Raw genomic sequence first — 1,051 nt, 5'->3', positions numbered from 1 at the left:
GACGGTGACTTGGGCCGCGCTTTCGAGCCGTGCCGCAAGCGCGTCCGGCGTCTCGGCCGCGCTGTCGTTGAACGAGTTGAGATAGACGGCCATCGCGCGGATGTCCTGATCGGGCAGGGCTTTGAGGTCCCTGACCACAGGCGCCATCGGACCGGCGGCAACGCCGTGATAGCGCGAATGGCCGGTGCGCAAATAGGTGAACAGTTCGTCCTCGCTCCACGGGATCGGCGCATGCGAGAGCGAGGTCAGCGGCGGCGCTTCCCAGCCCTCGGCGAAGCCGCCGGCCAGATAGGATTCGCGCTGCTCGGCGCCGAGCGCATTGCGCTGCGAGTGACAGCCGCTGCAATGGCCGAGGCCCTCCACGAGATAGGCGCCGCGATTCCATTGCTCGGATCTGGCGGGATCGGGCTTGAACTCTTTTGTCCGGTGGAACAGCGCGTTCCAGCCTGCGAGCAGCGGGCGAAGGTTGAACGGGAAGGCCAGTTCATTCGCCGGTGTCGTCGCGCGCACCGCAGGCTGTGCCATCAGGTAGGCGTACAGAGCCTGAAGGTCGGCCTCGCTGGTCTTCGCGAAATGCGTGTAGGGAAAGGCGGGGTAGAGCTGGCGGCCGTCGCGATGCAATCCATCGCGCATCGCCCGTTCGAAGGCGGGATAGGACCAGGCACCGATGCCGGTCTCGACGTCGGGCGTGATGTTGGTGCTGTGGATGATGCCGAACGGCGTTTCCAGCGCGCGGCCCCCGGCGTTGAGCACACCATTGATCGTGGTGTGGCACTCCGCGCAATTGCCGAGCGCGGCAAGTTGCTGGCCGCGCGCGATGGTCGCCGCGGAATAAACTGATGCGTCGGGGCGTGCGATGGGCGCAATCGCCCGTCCGGGCAGAAGCGCGGCGCCGATACCGATCGCGGCGGTGCAGACGGCCGCAATCGTCGTGAAGATGCCGACGCGTTTGGCGAATGGATTTTCCCAGATGCGGGACGGCTGCGGCGCGGCGGGCGCGGGCAACGCTTGTGGCGTCGCAGGCATCCCGCCGTGCAGCCCCTTCAGGATG

At 67.1% G+C, this 1,051-nt stretch carries 1 protein-coding gene; it reads right to left on the bottom strand.

Annotation, left to right across the window (positions count from 1 at the left end):
- Positions 1-1,051: cytochrome c (locus MOV75_RS39415; protein ID WP_247008242.1), on the bottom strand; the 1,051-nt coding region annotated here is incomplete at both ends.

The organism is Bradyrhizobium sp. PRIMUS42 (genome assembly GCF_023006515.1).
In the GTDB taxonomy this organism is placed as follows: domain Bacteria; phylum Pseudomonadota; class Alphaproteobacteria; order Rhizobiales; family Xanthobacteraceae; genus Bradyrhizobium.
This window is presented reverse-complemented; position numbering and strand designations above follow the sequence as displayed.